At 69.8% G+C, this 16036-nt stretch carries 14 protein-coding genes; 5 read left to right on the forward strand and 9 right to left on the reverse strand.

What is annotated here, in order from left to right:
- Positions 1–83: 83 nt before the first annotated feature.
- Entirely contained in the window at positions 84–1067 is a 984-nt protein-coding gene (locus FHR37_RS10735) for an aldo/keto reductase (RefSeq protein ID WP_092884395.1), read from the forward strand.
- Between the two features lie 34 nt (positions 1068–1101).
- On the opposite strand, the gene FHR37_RS10740 is transcribed toward FHR37_RS10735, so the two are convergent.
- Positions 1102–2280, reverse strand: coding sequence for an acyl-CoA dehydrogenase family protein (locus tag FHR37_RS10740; protein ID WP_092884392.1), 1179 nt, complete (start codon positions 2278–2280; stop codon positions 1102–1104).
- Between the two features lie 190 nt (positions 2281–2470).
- Here FHR37_RS10740 and FHR37_RS10745 point away from each other — a divergent pair, with 190 nt between their 5' ends.
- Positions 2471–2998 (forward strand): hypothetical protein, encoded by a 528-nt coding sequence (locus FHR37_RS10745; protein WP_092884390.1) that lies wholly within the window; start codon positions 2471–2473, stop codon positions 2996–2998.
- A gap of 35 nt (positions 2999–3033) precedes the next feature.
- Here the strand turns inward: FHR37_RS10745 and FHR37_RS10750 are convergent, their stop codons facing one another.
- The gene (locus FHR37_RS10750; protein WP_092884388.1) at positions 3034–3480 is read right to left on the reverse strand and encodes an NfeD family protein; all 447 of its coding nucleotides are present in this window, start codon (positions 3478–3480) and stop codon (positions 3034–3036) included.
- Between the two features lie 479 nt (positions 3481–3959).
- Between FHR37_RS10750 and FHR37_RS10755 the strand changes: the two genes are divergently transcribed.
- Positions 3960–4961 (forward strand): hypothetical protein, encoded by a 1002-nt coding sequence (locus FHR37_RS10755; protein WP_092884386.1) that lies wholly within the window; start codon positions 3960–3962, stop codon positions 4959–4961.
- A 52-nt stretch (positions 4962–5013) separates the two neighbouring features.
- Here FHR37_RS10755 and FHR37_RS10760 read toward each other — a convergent pair whose 3' ends face one another.
- Genes FHR37_RS10760 through FHR37_RS10780 form a run of 5 tightly spaced genes read right to left on the reverse strand, consistent with a single transcriptional unit; the run spans position 5014 to position 10864 of the window.
- Entirely contained in the window at positions 5014–5973 is a 960-nt protein-coding gene (locus tag FHR37_RS10760) for an ABC transporter permease (RefSeq protein ID WP_092884384.1), read from the reverse strand.
- Between the two features lie 2 nt (positions 5974–5975).
- Positions 5976–6941, reverse strand: a complete 966-nt coding sequence (locus tag FHR37_RS10765; protein WP_092884382.1) for an ABC transporter permease — start codon at positions 6939–6941, stop codon at positions 5976–5978.
- Positions 6938–8077: an ABC transporter ATP-binding protein gene (locus tag FHR37_RS10770; protein WP_092884380.1), complete on the reverse strand. Its 1140-nt coding sequence runs from the start codon at positions 8075–8077 to the stop codon at positions 6938–6940. Before FHR37_RS10770 ends, FHR37_RS10765 begins: the two co-directional genes overlap by 4 nt.
- Before the next feature lie 8 nt (positions 8078–8085).
- Complete coding sequence (locus FHR37_RS10775; RefSeq protein ID WP_092884378.1) at positions 8086–9180, reverse strand: ABC transporter ATP-binding protein; 1095 nt, start codon at positions 9178–9180, stop codon at positions 8086–8088.
- Positions 9181–9235: 55 nt separating this feature from the next.
- Entirely contained in the window at positions 9236–10864 is a 1629-nt protein-coding gene (locus FHR37_RS10780) for an ABC transporter substrate-binding protein (RefSeq protein WP_175542583.1), read from the reverse strand.
- 672 nt (positions 10865–11536) lie between these two features.
- Here FHR37_RS10780 and FHR37_RS10785 point away from each other — a divergent pair.
- Positions 11537–12061 carry a universal stress protein gene (locus tag FHR37_RS10785; RefSeq protein ID WP_092884374.1) on the forward strand — a complete coding sequence of 175 codons (525 nt, stop codon included), beginning with the start codon at positions 11537–11539 and terminating at the stop codon, positions 12059–12061.
- An 8-nt stretch (positions 12062–12069) separates the two neighbouring features.
- Here FHR37_RS10785 and FHR37_RS10790 read toward each other — a convergent pair whose 3' ends face one another.
- Positions 12070–13836 (reverse strand): GAF domain-containing sensor histidine kinase, encoded by a 1767-nt coding sequence (locus FHR37_RS10790; protein WP_092884372.1) that lies wholly within the window; start codon positions 13834–13836, stop codon positions 12070–12072.
- A gap of 902 nt (positions 13837–14738) precedes the next feature.
- Between FHR37_RS10790 and FHR37_RS10795 the strand changes: the two genes are divergently transcribed.
- A complete protein-coding gene (locus tag FHR37_RS10795; RefSeq protein WP_092884370.1) occupies positions 14739–15164 on the forward strand; it encodes a hypothetical protein in 426 nt (141 codons plus the stop codon).
- 90 nt (positions 15165–15254) lie between these two features.
- Here FHR37_RS10795 and FHR37_RS10800 read toward each other — a convergent pair whose 3' ends face one another.
- Complete coding sequence (locus tag FHR37_RS10800) at positions 15255–15731, reverse strand: pyridoxamine 5'-phosphate oxidase family protein (protein ID WP_092884604.1); 477 nt, start codon at positions 15729–15731, stop codon at positions 15255–15257.
- Positions 15732–16036: the final 305 nt, after the last annotated feature.

Here is a 16036-nt window from a genome sequence, read left to right on the forward strand (position 1 = left end):
CGCGGGCGCCGCAACGATCGGTGGGCGCCGGGGGTTCCCTCCGCTACCTGCGAGTACGTTCGCCGGGCCGTAGGCTCTCGCCCGTGGAACTTCGTAATCTCGGACGAACGGGTCGCAAGGTGGGGGTTGTCGGGCTGGGGGCCTGGCAGCTGGGAGGCGACTGGGGAGAGGTCACCGAGGCCGAGGCGCTGGCTGTGCTCAACGCCGCCGTCGACGCCGGAGTGACGTTCATCGACACCGCCGACGTGTACGGCGACGGCCGCAGCGAGCGGGTGATCGGACGCCTGCTCCGCCAGCGGCCCGAGGCGGACATCACGGTCGCCACCAAGATGGGCCGGCGCGCACCGCTGGACCCGAGCCACTACACCCTCGACAACTTCCGTGCCTGGACCGACCGCTCGCGGGAGAACCTCGGCGTCGACCGGCTCGACCTGGTGCAGTTGCACTGCCCGCCGACGCCGGTCTACGGAAACGACGCCGTCTACGACGCGCTGGACACCCTGGTGGCCGAGGAACGCATCGAGGCGTACGGCGTGAGCGTGGAGACCTGCGCGGAGGCGCTGACCGCGATCGAGCGGCCGGGCGTGGCGACCGTGCAGATCATCCTGAACGCCTTCCGGCGCAAGCCGCTGGAGGAGGTGCTCCCGGCCGCCGCCCGTGCGGGGGTGGGGATCATCGCGCGGGTGCCGCTGGCCAGCGGGCTGCTGTCGGGCAAGTACGACGCGTCCACCCGGTTCGGCGACGACGACCACCGTACGTACAACCGCGACGGCTCGGCGTTCGACGTCGGTGAGACGTTCGCCGGCGTCGACTTCGCCACCGGGGTGGAGGCGGCCGGCCGGCTGGAGCCGCTGGTGCCGGCCAAGGCGTCACTGGCCCAGGTCGCGTTGCGCTGGATCCTCGACCAGCGGGCGGTGAGCGCCGTCATCCCGGGCGCCCGCAATCCCGTGCAGGTGTGGTCCAACGCCGGCGCCGCCGAGCTGCCCCGGCTCACCGCCGGGGCGCACGACGAGATCCGCGCGGTGTACGACGAGCTGATCCGCCCGCAGGTGCACGACCGCTGGTGACCGGACGCGGGGCCGGCCCAACCCCGTCAGCGCGTCAGCGGAACGCCGGCAACCCGGTGATCGCCTCGCCGAGGACCAGCGTGTGGATCTCGCTGGTTCCCTCGTAGGTGAGGACCGACTCCAGGTTGTTGGCGTGCCGCAGCACGGGATACTCCAGCGAGATGCCGTTCGCGCCCAGGATGGTCCGGGCGGTCCTGGCAATCTGCAGCGCGGCGCGGACGTTGTTGAGCTTGCCGAAGCTCACCTGGTCCGGTCGTAGCTCCCCGGCGTCCTTGCGGCGGCCGAGGTGGAGCGCGAGCAGCATCCCCTTGTTGAGCTCCAGCGCCATCTCGACGAGCTTCTCCTGGGTGAGCTGGAACCCCGCCACCGGCCGGCCGAACTGCGTGCGTTCGCGGGCGTAGTCGACCGCGGTCGCGAGGCACGACCGCGCTGCGCCGAGGGCACCCCACACGATTCCGAACCTCGCCTCGTTCAGGCAGGCCAGGGGAGCGCGCAGGCCGGCCGCCTCCGGGAGGATCGCGTCCTCGGGCAGCTCGCAGTCGGACAGGATGAGCTCCGAGGTCACCGACGCCCGCAGCGACAGCTTGTGGTGCATGTCGCGGGTGCTGAAGCCGGGGGTGTCGCGGGGTACGCAGAAGCCTCGCACGCCGGATTCCGTACGTGCCCACACGATCGCCACATCGGCGATGCCGCCGTTGGTGATCCACATCTTCGTGCCGTTCAGCAGCCAGCCGGCGTCGGTGCGGCGGGCGATGGTGGCCATGGCGGCGGGGTCGCTTCCGTGGTCGGGTTCGGTCAGGCCGAAACACCCGATGGCCCTTCCGGCGGCCATCGCCGGCAGCCACTCCTCCTTCTGGCGCTGCGATCCGAACCGCCACAACGCGTACATCGCCAGCGAGCCCTGCACGGACACGAAGCTGCGCAGGGCGCTGTCGACCGCCTCCAGCTCCAGGCAGGCCAGGCCGTAGCTCACCGCGTTGGTGCCGGCGCAGCCGTAGCCGTCCAGATGCATGCCGAGCAGGCCCAGCTCGGCGAACCGCGGCACCAGCGCCCGCGGGAACTCCGCGCGCTCGAACCACTCGCCGACGTGGGGCTCGGCGTGCTCGGCCAGGAGGCGGCGTACGGTCGCCTGGATCGCCCGCTCCTCTTCGGTGAGCAGGGCGGCGACGTCGAGCAGGTCGATGGGGTCGGGATGCCCGGGCTGTCGGCTCATGCCCAGATCCTCGCGCAGATTCCGGTTCGCCGTGGCGGCCGGGGTGGTGGCTTGGACATGGCTGGGGTGGTGACCGCGGCTGCGTGAGGGGTCGGCACGCCGCAGCCTGGGTATCAGCGGTCTGGAGTGTGTCTCCGGGTGGTCACGCCGATGGTGCGAGTGCCGGGGACCCCGCGGAAAGGAGCCCGACATGCGGAGATCCTCGACCCGCGCGGCCGTGGCCGGGCCGCGACGGGCGGCGCGCCTCGCGGCGCCGGCCGGTCTGATTCTGCTGTGCGCGATCGTCCTCGCCGGCTGCGGCGGCTCGGGCGGCTCGTCGTCCACGGCGAGCCCGGCCACCGAGTCCGCGTCCTCGGCGTCGCCGTCGGGCACCGCGAACGCCGCGGTGTGCAGGGAGGCGAAGCAGTTGCAGTCCTCGCTGACCGCGTTGAAGAACGTCGACGTGCGCGCGGAGGGAACCAACGGCGTGGAACGCAAACTGAACGCCGTCCGCTCCGACCTGAAGGGCCTGCGGTCGGCCGCGTCCGCGGCCTGGCGGCCCCAGTTGGACGCGCTGTCGGCCGCCCTGGGCGGGCTGAGCACCGCGATCAAGCAGGTCGGCAAGGGGAACGCGACGTCCTCACCGGCGGTGGACGGTATCACCACCGCGGCGATGAGCGTCGCCACCGCGGCGGAGTCGCTGAAGACCACGATCGCGGGAACCTGCCCGGGCCAGTAGCCGCGCCCACCTGATCGCCGGCGGGGACTCCGGAATCAGGTCGACCAGGGATCCTCTCGCGGGTAGACCAGCGCTGTCGCGCCCTCGATCGCGATCACGTCCACGGTGGCGCCGGAGGGAATCACCAGCGTCGAGTCGTACGCCCGTGCACTCCACTCCTCCCCGCCGATCCGAACCCGTCCGGTGTGCCTGGTCACCTCGCGGAGGACCAGCGCCTCCCGGCCCACCAGGGCCGCCGTGCCCGACCGCATCACCGGGCCCCGGCGCAGCGCGTGCTGGGCGAGCGGACGGACGAACACCATCAGCGCCAGGGCGGCGAGCGCGAACGTCGCGAGCTGGAACGACACACCCAGGCCGGTGGCCGCCACCAGCGCCGTCATCAGGGCCGCCCCCGACAACAGGGCGAGATGGAGCGTGAGCCGGAGGAGTTCGGCGATGCCGAAAACCAGCGCCACGACCAGCCACACGACCCACGCGTCCATGCCCACCTGCCCACAGGTCTTTCCGGGCTCCTTTCCGACGGTATCCCCGCTCACACCTGCCGAGGGAGCCGACCGCGAAGTCCGGGCGCGCCGCGAGCGTGCGCTGCCGACCACGAAAGGCCTGACCACCAGGGATCCTGGCCGCGAAACCAGCTGCCGGAACCTGGTTGCGAAACCTGGGTGCGAGACCCTGGCTGTGCGAAACCTGGTCCCGAACACCTTGTGCGGCACGCAGGTAGCTCCCGCGAGCAACAAACCGTCCGCAGCGCGATCGAGGACTTCCGCCCCGCGCGGGTCCGCCGATCCTCCTTGCCCGGAAGGGATCCGCGCCGGAGTCCGGTGCCGGTGCCGGGACTCCCGGCACCTGCCGCGTCGTACGTCAGCGGGCTTTGCTGGGTGTCGCACCGAAGTCGGCGGGGCGAATTCGGTGCGGCGGTTCTGGTGGGGTTCCGGTGGGGCGAGGAGGAGGGGAGGCCGCGATGCCCGCAGCGATCAACCGGCGCACCGCGGCCCTCGTCCTGCTCCTGGCGCTCCTCGTGCTGGCGGGGATCGGGTTGCTGATCCACGCGCATCGGAACGTCCCGACCGTGCCGGGTGAACCCTCCGCCGGCGGCGCGGTGTTCACCCAGGACCTGCTGGCCACCACCCTGCCCAACTCCACGGCGACGGTTGCCGTGCTCCGGCTTCCCCCGCTGGCGATGCAGGCGGGCGACGCGCAGTACCTCGTGGCGCAGATGGGCGGCCGGAGCAACATCGTCCGCACGCCGATGATGGGCACCCGGATGATCTGTCTCGGGAAGGGTGGCGGCGGCGGCTCGGTGTGGACGGTGCAGAACCACCTGGGACAGGCGTACGGCGTCAACACCGAACGGCTGCGGTGGCTGTGGAAGGCGCCGAACTCCACCAGCTACACCTGCACGATGTACGGGGTGGCCACCACGATCGTCCAGCCGGACATCGCCCGGCTGGACATCGACCAGCGGACGACGATCCTGTCCGCGACGCCGGTCGGGCGCACCTCCACCCAGTGGTTCATGGACAGCGACAGCTGCGTCGGTGCCGTACCCGATCCCGAGGTGCCGCAGTGTGCCGTCGCCCGGAACTCCGTCACTGTCCTGCAACGCGAGGTTGACACCGACAGGGCGACGTCGGCGAGCGTGCTGACCGACGTCCAGCTGTCGCGTGAGTACGGCGCCTACCCGGGCGGCCCGTCGACCGTCGACGTCACCGCGCAGGCGACGGCGCTGGACTCGAGTGGGCAGCCGTGCGCCGCCACCAGGAGCACCACCGACCGCAAGGTGATCACCAACGACCTGCACCACCTGAAGGCGAACGTCACCGTCACCGGCGTGCCGGTGAACCAGACCGCGAGCTGCGGGGGCTCACTGCGGGTCTCGGCCGTGGTGAATTACGTCTCGGGCAACCCGGTGACCATCGACGGGCCGAGATACTCGAACGCGATGGTGTTGTTCAACCGATGAGGCGAAGCGCGAACGCGCCGGGCGGGTTCGCCCGGCGCGTTCGCGGCACTCGTCAGTTCAGGCGTACCCGCGGGTCGAGGACGGCGTAGGCGATGTCGACCAGCAGGTTGGCGACGATGACCGCCACCGAGGCGAAGATGACGATGCCGATGATCACCGGCAGGTCCTGCTGGTTGATCGCGTCGATCGCCGTCTTGCCCAGGCCGTCGATGCTGAACACCGTCTCGGTGACCACCACACCGCCGACCAGCTGGCCGAGGTCGATGCCGAACTGCGTCACCACCGGGGTGAGCGCGCTGCGCAGGCCGTGCCGGTAGACGACCCGGCGTTCGGAGATTCCCTTGGACCGCGCGGTACGGATGTAGTCCTCACCGAGCACGTCCAGCATCGACCCACGGGTCAGCCGGGTGTAGGTCGCGGCGAGGACCAGTGCCAGGGTGAGCCAGGGGAGCACCAGGTGGCGCGCCCATTCCAGTGGGTTCTCCGTGATCGGTACGTAGCCGCCCGCCGGGAAGACCGGGTAACCCTTCAGAGTCAGCTGGAAGTACAGGAAGTACAGCAACAGCAGACCGAGCAGGAACGTCGGCATGGAGTAGAAGAACAACGCGAACCCGGTCATGCCCCGGTCTGCGATCGAGCGCGGCCGGACCGCCGCGACGACGCCGTTGAACACCCCGAGCAGCATCCAGATCACCGCCGCACCGAGGGCCAGGCCGATGGTGGCCGGCAGCGCGCCGCCGATGATCTGGGTCACCGGCACCTGGTGGTAGTAGTCGTAGCCGAGGTTGCCGTGCAGCCCGTTCCACACGAAGTCGAGGTACTGCTTCCAGACCGGCTGGTCCAGACCCAGCCGCTCCTCGATGAGCTTCACGGTCTGCGGTGTTGCCTGCCTACCGGCCAGGGTGCGGGCGACGTTGTTGGGCGCCACGAAGAAGATCGCGAACACGCCGACGGTGATGAGGAACAGCACCAGCACGCCGTGCAGGATCCGCTTGAGGAGGAATCGGGCCATCGTCACTCACCCTTTGCGTTCTGCTCGTTGGTGACGAGGAGTCGGTCCGAGCTCGGATCGAAGGCGTCGCGCACGCCGTCGCCGAGAAGGTTGAACGCCAGCGTGGTGGCCAGCAGGGCGAGCCCGGGGAACATGATGAACCACCACGCGACCTGGTAGTACGCGATCGACTCGTTCAGCATGCCGCCCCACGTCGGCGTGGGCTCGGGCACGCCCATACCGAGGAACGACAGCGTGGCCTCCACCACGATCACCGTCGGGATGAGCAGCGTGGTGTAGACGATCACCGGCGCCAGGATGTTCGGGAGCACGTCCACGAACATGATCCGGCTGTCGCTGGCACCGAGGGAGCGGGCCGCCTCGACGAACTCGCGTTCTCGTATCGACAGCACCTGGCCGCGCACGATCCGGGCCACCGAGGCCCAGCTGAACGCGCTGATCGCGATGATGACGACCTTCAGGCTCGGGCCGGTGATGGACACCAGCGCCAGGGCGAACAGCATGAAGGGGAAGGACAGCACCACGTCGACCAGCCGGGCGAGGAGGGTGTCGACGACGCCGCCGAAGTAGCCGGCCGCGAGCCCCACCACCACGCCGATGGCCACGGTGATGCCGGTCGCGACGACGCCGACCAGCAAGGAGATCCGGGCGCCGTAGGCGATCCGGACCAGGATGTCGCGGCCGAGGTCGTCGGTGCCGAGCCAGAACTCGCTACTCGGCCCCTTGGGCATGCCGTCCGGCGTCAGGCCGTTGGTGCGGTACTGCGTGTTGACACCGTGACCGGTGATCGCCGCCACCAGCGGTGCGAAGATCGCGATCGCGACGATCAGCACGATGACCACGAAGCAGATCAGCGCCACCCGGTCGCGGCGCAGGCGCTCCCAGGCCAGTCGCCAGGGGCTGCGGCCCTCGATCGAGGCCTTGGGCTGCTCGGCCTGCAGCTCGTACGGGGATTCGGTGGTGCTCACGACTGGTCTCCGTTCACCAGTTCGGGGGCGAACTCGGTGCGTTCCGCGGCGATCGTCGGCCGGGCCTCGACGAGGCTCTCGCCGATCTGCACCGGGAAGTGGCAGGCCGCGAGGTGGTCCGGACCGTCGTCGAGCCGGGTGATCAGCGGCGGCACCTCGCCGGCGCACGTGTCGGCGGCCTTCGGGCAGCGCGGGTGGAACCGGCAACCGGACGGCGGGTTGAGCGGCGAGGGCACGTCGCCGCGCAGGATGATCCGCTCCCGCCGGTCGGCGAGGTCCGGGTCGGCCAGCGGAACCGCCGACAGCAACGCGTTGGTGTAGGGGTGGCGCGGCGCCGCGTGCAGGTTGTCCGCGTCGGCGACCTCGATCACCTTGCCGAGGTACATCACCGCGATCCGGTCACTGACGTGGCGTACCACCGACAGGTCGTGGGCGATGAAGACGTAGGTCAGGTTGAACTCCTGCTGCAGGTCGGCCAGCAGGTTGATGATCTGCGCCTGGATCGACACGTCCAGCGCGGAGACCGGCTCGTCGCACACGATCAGCTTCGGCCGCATCGCCAGCGCGCGGGCCACGCCGATGCGCTGGCGTTGGCCGCCGGAGAACTCCGCGGGGAAGCGGTTGTAGTGCTCGGGGTTGAGGCCGACGAGCTCCATCAGCTCCTGGACCTTGCGCTTGCGCTCGGGTCCGTCGCCGACGCCGTGGATGGAGAACGGGTCGCCGATGATCGAGCCGACCCGGCGGCGGGGGTTCAGCGAGCCGTACGGGTCCTGGAAGATCATCTGGATCTCCCGGCGCATCGGCCGCAGCTCCCGGCGCGACAGGGAGGTGATGTCGGTTCCGTCGAAGGTGATCCGGCCCGACGTCACGTCGTACAGCCGGGTCATGCACCGCGCGAGGGTCGACTTGCCGCAGCCGGTCTCACCCACCAGGCCGAGCGTTTCACCGGCTCGCACCTGCAGGTCGACGCCGTCGACTGCCTGCACGTGTTCCTTGCCGCGCCGGAACAGCCGGTCGGATCGGACCGGGAACCACTTGTGGAGGTCGTTCACCTCCAGCAGCACGTCGTGGTCGGTACCTCCGCGTGGGGTCGCGGTGGCCCTCGGCGTGCTGTTCGATGTGTCGCTGGCGTTCACCGATCGCCTCACCTGGTGCTCGTCGTGCTGGACGTAAGGGCGGCCCGTGCCTCGCCGCGGCCGGCCTCGTCGGTCGGCAGCCAGCACGCGCTGTGGTGCGCCCGGTCGCCGAACACCTCCTGCAGTGGCGGGGTCTCCGACCGGCACTGGTCGAAGGCGTACGGGCACCGCGGGTGGAAGGGGCAGCCGGACGGCGGGCTGATCAGGCTCGGCGGGGCGCCGGAGATGGGCCGCAGCCGTTGCCGCTCACCGCTCTCGGCGGGCAGCGAGCCGATCAGGCCCTCGGTGTAGGGGTGGTGGTGGCGGTAGAACAGCTCCCGCCGGCCGGTGCGCTCCATGATGCGCCCGGCGTACATCACCGCCACCTCGTCGGCGACGTCGGCGACCACGCCGAGGTCGTGGGTGATCATGATCAGCGCCGTGCCGAACTCCGCCTGCAGGTCGGCCATGACCTCCAGCACCTGCGCCTGGACGGTGACGTCGAGGGCGGTGGTGGGCTCGTCGGCGACCAGCAGCACGGGATCCAGCGCCATCGCCATCGCGATCATCGCGCGCTGGCGCATACCGCCGGAGAACTGGTGGGGGAAGTCGTCGACGCGGCGGTCGGGCCTGGGGATGCCGACCCGGCGCAACAGCTCGATCGAGCGTTCGCGTGCCGCGGACTTCGAGATCGACCGGTCGTGGGCGCGGATCATCTCGCTGATCTGCCAGCCCACGCGGTAGTAGGGGTGAAGACTGGACTGGGAGTCCTGGAAGATCATGCCGATCTTCGCGCCTCGAACCCGGCGCAGGTCCTCCTTGCTCATGGTGAGCAGGTCACGGCCCTCGAAGAGCGCCTGTCCGCTGACCTTCGCGCCCCGGGTCAGGCCCACGACGGTCTGGGTGGAGACGCTCTTGCCCGAACCGGACTCGCCGACGATGGCGAGGGTCTTGCCGCGCTCCACGTCGAAGGAGATGCCGCGTACGGCCTGTACGACGCCGTCCGGGGTCTTGAAGGACACCTTGAGGTCCTGGACGGAAAGCAGCGGAGAGGTGCCGTTCCGGTGGGTGTCCGGCGCGGCGTTGGCGGAGTTGTCGATGTTGTCGACCACGGGAATCTCCATCAGGCGAAGGAGGGCGCACCGGCCGGTTCGGCCGGGCGCCCTCCTCCGTGGGGGGTCAGCCGCCCTGCTTGCCCTGCTCCAACCAGATGTTGGTCGGGTCGAAGTTCTGCAGGGACGGAAGGTAGACGGTGTTCTTCGTCTGCGATGCGTGGTAGTTGGCCTGCACCGGGTTGGTGATCGGGAAGAACGGCGCGTCCTTCATGACCTGCTGGTCGGCCTGCGCCCACAGGCTCCCCGCGGTGGACTCGTCCTTGGCGGTCGAGGCCTTCGTGATGAGCTTGTTGACCGCGGGGTTCTCGTAGAAGCCGAAGTTGCTGCCCACGGGCGGGAACGACGGCTTGCCGGAGAACAGCGGGGCGAAGAAGGACAGTGCGGCGTTGCCGTACCAGTCCGAACCCCATCCGGCCAGGGACACGTCCCAGACACCGCGCTTGGTGACGCTCGGCGCCTGCATGTACTTCGTGTAGAAGTCCGCGTTGGGAACCGGGACACCCTTGACGGTGACGCCGATCGCCTTGAGGTCCTGCTGCACGGTCGCGAACGTCTTGCGGCCGCCCTCGGAGGCGTTGCGGTACACGAACTTCAGCGTCATGCCGTTCTTGTAGCCCGCCTTGGCCAGCAGCTGCTTCGCCTTGGCCACGTTGTGCGGGTACGGGTCGAAGTCCTTGCTGCCGACGATGCTGCTCGGCAGCACGTGGGTCAGCGGCGGGTCGACCTTCGGGCCACCGAGCGACTGGATGATGTTCGTACGGTTGATGGCGTACGACAGCGCCTGGCGAACCTCGGGCTTCTTCAGAGCGCCGTTGTTGCTCGGCGACACCGTGTTGAACACGATGTACGGGTTCGACGAACCGGTCTCACCGAGGTTGAGGTTGGGGTCCTTCTTGGCGATCAGCTGCGGCAGCGTCGACGGCGGCGGGTAGTTGTCCCACTCCATGTCGGCGTTCGGGCTGTTCGTCTGCAGCTGCTGCTGCGTGGACTCCTGGCTGACCGTCTGGTTGACGACGATCTTGTCGACGTAGGCCTTGCGCACCGGGTCGCTGGAAGCCTTCCAGGCGGGGTTGCGCTCGAACACGATCTGCTTGGTCGGGGAGTACGACTTGATGGCGTACGGACCGTTCGAGAGCGTGTTCTTGGCCAGGTCGAGGCTGGCCGGGGCGTACTTCAGGAACTCCTTCGGCGCCGGGGAGAACGCCGGCAGCGTCAGCATGTCCACGAAGTAGCTCGCGGGGTGGTTCAGCTTGAAGACCACCGTGCGCTCGTCCTTGGCGACGACACCCGGAAGCGGGGTGTCGTTGATGTACTTCGCCAGATCCGCGGGCTTCTGGCCGACCTTGGCGAAACCGTCGCAGAACTTCTGGAAGCCGACGATCAGGTCGGCGTAGTTCGGCAGTCCACCGAAGGGCTGGACGGGGTTGCAGGTGCGCTTGACCCCCCGGACCACGTCGGCCGCGGTGACCTGACGCGCCGGCGAGCTGTTCCACTGCGCGCCCTGGCGAATCGAGATCGTGTAGGTCTTGCCGTCGGCGCTGATGCCCTTGTTGTCGGCGGTGGGAATCGCCTCCGCCAGGTCGGGCACCGAGGTGGTCACCTTGCCGTTCTCGGCGGGGTAGGTGAACAGCTGCCGGCTCCACATCCGCAGGCCGAGGTAGCCGACGGAGTAGTAGCTGATGTTGGGGTCCATGTAGTCAACGTCGCCGGAGCCCAACATGTTGAGCGTGCCGCCCTTGACGGGCTTTCCGGCAGCAGTGGTCGTCGGAGCAGAAGGCGTTGTGCCCTGGCTGCACGCAGCAGCCACGAGAGCGAGGACGCACAAACCACTCACGGCCGCCCAATGCCGGTATCGACGTTGGCCGTTCCGTGAAGCGAACATACGGCCTTGTCACCTCCTATGGGGGCATTGCGGTGCCGGCGGACGCCTTCGCATGTGGGCATGCGCGCGCAACGCGGACACAACAATGTCGAGCTGATTGAACTGGAACACGGTAAGGCCTGTTGTCCCGAGTGAGAAATCAGGCACCCCTTCCGGCGGGGCGTCCATCTCGCAGGGCACCGGGCGAAGGGTACAACCGTCGGATACCGCATCCCTACGTGGACAGTGTGACTCCGGAGCGGATCGACGTTCGGTGAGCGGCTCATCGCGAAGTGAGTTTTGGCCGAACCGTTACGGGGGCACCTGTTTCGCCCCTCGTTCCGCCTCCCGTTCGTTACCGGAGCGCGACCGGTCCGCTCGCCGGAGCCACGCCCCTCCGGCGACCATCGGCGTGCCCCGGTGGGGCACTAGGGCTCTGAGTGGCCGTACGCATCCCGCGGGAAGGTGGTGGCGCGGGGGATCCGTCCTGCGGGGGAGGCGACCATGAGCGAGACCACGGCAGTCCCGGCGGCGCGGCGCGAGGCCCGGCCCGAGGACGCGCCGGTGGTCGCCGGCTCCACCGCCGGGCGCCCGTTCGTGGTGGTCGGGGTGGACGGTTCGGCCTCCGCGGAGGCCGCCGTGGAGTGGGCGGCCGAGGAGTGTGCCCGCAGGGGCGCCCGGCTGGTCCTTCTGCACGTCCGCGAGCCGGTGGTGGGTTCGGTGCTCACCGTGGAGTCCCGGCGCTACCGGGCCCGGTCGGTGGGTGACACCGTGGGGGACCTGTGGGAGCAGGTGAACCAGCTGCGGGACCGCCGCGTCGACGCCGAGGGCCAGGTCGAGGAGGGCACCGCCGACCAGGTCCTGATCAGGGCGTCGGAGGACGCGGAGCTGCTGGTGGTGGGCGCGGAGGGCGCCGACAGGCACCGTGGCCTGCTGCTGGGCGAGGTGGCCCAGCGGTGTGCGCGCGGCGCCAACTGCCCGGTGGTGATCATCCCGCCACCCGGCGGCCGGCCGGGACCCGCTGCCTGAGGGGGGACCTACTGCTTGAGCGGCACCTGCCAGATGAGCACCGTTCCGCCCTGGGCTCCCGGCTCCACCGTGAGGTTGCCGCCGCATCGGCGGGCGCGCTCTGCCATGTTCGTGAGGCCGCTGCGGCGCGGCGGGTCGGCGGGGATGCCCACGCCGTTGTCGGTGACGTGCAGCTGGAACATCCGGTGCCCCACGTCGGCCTGGATCAGCACGTCGGCGTGGCTGGCGTGGGCGTGGCGTACGACGTTGGCCAGCGCCTCGCGCAGGGTGGCCAGGACCTCCGGGCGCAGGCTGTCGGGCACCGCGGAGTCCAGCGGGCCCTCCAGCGCCACCCGCGGCTCGAACCCCAGCGAGGAGGCCGCGTCCTGGGCGATCTCCAGCACCTGACCGCGCAGGCTGCGACGGTCGGTGGCGCGTTCCTGCAGGGAGAAGATCGTCCGCCGGATCTCCTGGATCGTGGTGTCGAGGTCGCGGACGTACCCGCTCACCCGGTCGGCGAGGTCGACGCGCACCACCTGGCGGGAGATGCCCTGCAGCCCGAGCCCGACCGCGAACAGCCGCTGGATCACGTGGTCGTGCAGGTCGCGGGCGATCCGGTCGCGGTCCTCGAACACCGCCAGCCGGCCGCGATCCTCCTGCGCCCGGGCGAACTCCAGCGCCAGCGCGGCGTGCCCGGCGAAGGTCGTCACCATGTGCATGTCGGTGGAGTCGAAGCCGGCCTGGCCGTCGGGCCGGGTGACGATCAGCACGCCCAGCATGTGCGGACCGGACGCGAGCGGGACGAACAGCATCGAGCCGCCCTTGAGCTGGGCCGCCCGCCCGCCGCCGTCGTCCCATCCGAGCGAGGCCGCGTCGCCGTCGTAGACGTAGGGCCGGCTGGTGAGCAGGACGTCACCGATCGGGGTTCCGACGGTGGAGACCCGCTCGTTGCGCAACCGGTCGGCCTGCGGGCCGGCCACCGCCTCCAGCACCAGGTCGCCGCCCTCCTCGTCGACCAGGGCGAGCATCGCGAGCTCGGCGCTGGCCACCGCGCGGGCACGCTCGACGATCAGGTCGAGAGTCTCCCCGAGCGAGGCGCCGGACAGCAGGTGGGCGGTGATCTCGGTGGACGCGATGAGCCAGGCCTCACGCCGCCGGGACATGTCGTACAGGCTGGCGTTCTCGATCGCGATACCGGCGGCCGCGGCCAGCGCGACGACGACTTCCTCGTCCTCGTCGGTGAAGTCGCCGCCGCCCACCTTCTCGGTGAGATAAAGGTTGCCGAACGCCTCTCCGCGGACCATCACCGGAACGCCGAGGAATGACCTCATCGGCGGGTGGTTGGGCGGGAAACCGGAGGAGTTCGGGTGCCGGGAAAGGTCGTGCAGCCGAATGGGGTGCGGCTCGTTGATGAGCAGCCCGAGGATTCCCTTGCCGGTCGGCAGGTGGCCGATGTTGCGGCGCATCTCCTCGGTGAAGCCGGTGTAGGTGAACTCGCTCAGGGTGCGGTCGGGACCGATCACCCCGAGTGCGCCGTAACGCGCGCTCACCAGATCACAGGCCGAACGCACGATTCGTTCCAGAACCTCCGGCAAGGACAGGTTGCTCGCCACCGAGACGACCGCGTCCAGAAGGCGGTGCACCCGGCGTTCGTTCTCGACCAACTGGTCCGCGCGGTCGACAAGCTCACGCAGCAGGGTTTCCAGGCGAAGCCTGCTGAGGTCCGGCAGCAACAGGTCCTGTGCGGACTGGACTTCCCTGGGTCGCTCAGGACCCGGCGTCGTCTCCGCGTCCATCGAGCCTCCTCCCGGTGAAGCCACATCTCAGGCTAGACCACACCCGCATTTCGCGACGTCGGTCACTACGGCACGAGTGCGCTGCCTTGTCTCTGCGGAATCCACCCGGCAATCCACCCGGAAATCCATCGGGCAATCCGGCCGACAAACCGGTGACCAGCCTGGTCGACCGTCCCGTGGACAATCTGTCGGACAAAAGGCTCGGTGTGCTCCGGAACTCCGTATGCGATCGTGTCGGTTCGGATATATCCACGTACCGGCGCCTCAACTCGGCCACGGAGCAAATTGCAGTATGAGAACCGGCGAGAGCGCAAAATTGCTCCGCCGGTACTCTTGTCTCGGGCCAGAATTGTCTGGAAATGATGAAATACTCGATTTCCTTCGGCGTTCTATCGCCAAGGCTACCCGCGAACTCCGTTGCCCCGGCGGCGTGACCTGGGCGGCGACACCACCGGGCGCAGGACCCGCCGGGGGACCATCGGCGCGTTTCCTGTGACCTTGGGCACCGGCGCCACAGACCCGGACTTTCCCAGAGTTGTCCTGTCGTGTACCGCCCACGGGCCGAAGGAGGGGTCATGTCCGCTTCCGGTGGGGATACCGCACGGCCGACGATTCCCCGGCAACGAACCCGCGACTTTCCTGTCGAGTCGGTGCGTACGGCCGGAGCCGTCACCCGGCCGGCGCCGAGCCGCCCTGGACGCGGGGGACGGCCGCGCGGGGTGCGGGCCGGGCAGAGTGGGCCGCCCCGGCAGAGCGGGCAGGACGGGCAGGCCGGGCAGGACAGACGGGGAAGCCAGAGCGGACCCGGCGGGCGCGGGACCCACGGTGGGGCGCAGTGGCGCGCCGATCGGTCCGCCGCACCGGCGCGACCAGGCCACCGAACGGAGTCGCGGTTGGTCCCCATGGCCACCTCCCGGCCGCGGCCGGGTGCCGGCGCGGGGCGCTGGCTTGCCGTGCTCCGTCTGGCGACCGGTGCTCTGTGTGTCTGGATGCTCGTGGAGGACGCCCTCGCCAGCCGATACCCGGCGGGGATCGCCCCGAATCATGTCGGCTGGGTAGGAGAGTCCGGTTGGTTCCGGGTCGCGGTGTTCGCCGGACTCGCCGCGGTCGCCGCGGCGGTGCTGCTCGGCGTGTGCCTGCGGGGTGCAGCACTGGTGGGAGGTGCGCTGGTGCTCGGGGTGGCCGGTACGGGTGGCTGGCTCGTTCCCGGTCTCCTGGCAGTGGTGGCGCTGATGGTGTGTGCCGGCACCGCGGCCGGTGAGGTGTGGGGGTTCGGGCGGACCTGGGCGAACCACCCGGTCGTACGCCGCAACCCCTGGCTGCGCTGAGCGTCAAGTTCTGGTTGCGCTGGGCGTCAACCTTCGGTTGCGAGGGGCAATCCCCGGTTGCGCTGAGCGGTGACGGTGCCGAAGCCGGGTTCAGGCGGTCCCCGTCGTGGGCTCCTGCGCGGCCTCCTGTGTGGGCTCCTGTGCGGCCTCGTGCGCCGGAGGGTGCGGTACGAGCCGGCGGCCGCGGATCATCTCCATCCGGACCCGGATGAAGTGCGTCGGCTCGGCCGGCGACCACGAGTGGAGGGAGAGACCCGCGAGCCGGTCGATCTCCTTGGCCTCGGTGACCATCTCCGCATGTCCCACGACGGTCACGCTCCAGCCCACCTCGTGGCCGGCGTCGATCTGGTCGACCTCGAAGGCCACGATCGAGTTCCGCGCCGCGGCGGCGAGTTTGGAGCCCACGGTGGTCCGGATCACCACCGAGTCTCCGTCCAGTGCGTAGTGGACCGGCTGGACCGCGGGCAGTGCCTGTTCGGTGAACACGATCCGGCCGATCGGCGCCTGGCCGAGCAGCCGCAGACACTCCGTGGGCGGGAGCACCTCCAGGCCCTTGCTGTCGAACATCTGCTCCTCATCCGTCGGAATCCATCGGCATCCGTCGGCATCCGTCGGCATCCGTCGGATCCACGTCCAGCGCTCCCGCACGTCCGGCGTACACCCATGGCACGTCTGGTACGCCGGACTCACCGGGCACTTACCGGACACTTACCGGGCACTTACCGGGCACACCGAACTCCCAGGACCGGTCATGCCCTCGGTGCCTCCACGTTGCCGCCTTGCTCCCGGCGGCGCGCAGAGGCGAAGGTCCTGCCCCGGAGTACCGAGACGGGACCGGCAGCGGGGAAGTACCCACCTGATCGGGACTTTGT

The organism is Actinopolymorpha cephalotaxi, from assembly GCF_013408535.1.
Lineage (GTDB): Bacteria > Actinomycetota > Actinomycetes > Propionibacteriales > Actinopolymorphaceae > Actinopolymorpha > Actinopolymorpha cephalotaxi.